General features: G+C 68.8%; 1 protein-coding gene. It reads right to left on the bottom strand.

The genetic code is table 11. The features are described 5' to 3' along the window. Positions 1 to 237, bottom strand: a 237-nt coding sequence (locus OP79_RS49445; protein ID WP_033330006.1) for an IS256 family transposase, incomplete at both ends; no start/stop codon positions are given.

Raw genomic sequence — 237 nt, 5'->3', positions numbered from 1 at the left:
GACACTTCCGATTTCGAGATCCCGCTGTCCGCGCCCAGGGCCTTGACCAGGTCATCGACCGAGCGGGTGGACACCCCGTGCACGTATGCCTCCATCACCACGGCGAACAGGGCCCGGTCGATGCGCCGTCGCCGCTCCAGCAGCGAGGGGAAGAACGACCCGGTCCGCACCTTGGGGATCTTCAGGCCGAGGTCGCCGGCCCGGGTGGTCAGCAGCCTCTCCCACTGACCGTTGCGC

This window comes from Streptomyces yerevanensis, assembly GCF_000716805.1.
GTDB lineage: Bacteria > Actinomycetota > Actinomycetes > Streptomycetales > Streptomycetaceae > Streptomyces > Streptomyces flaveus.
Note: the sequence above shows the minus strand (reverse complement) of the source record. Positions and strands in the feature narration are given on the sequence as shown.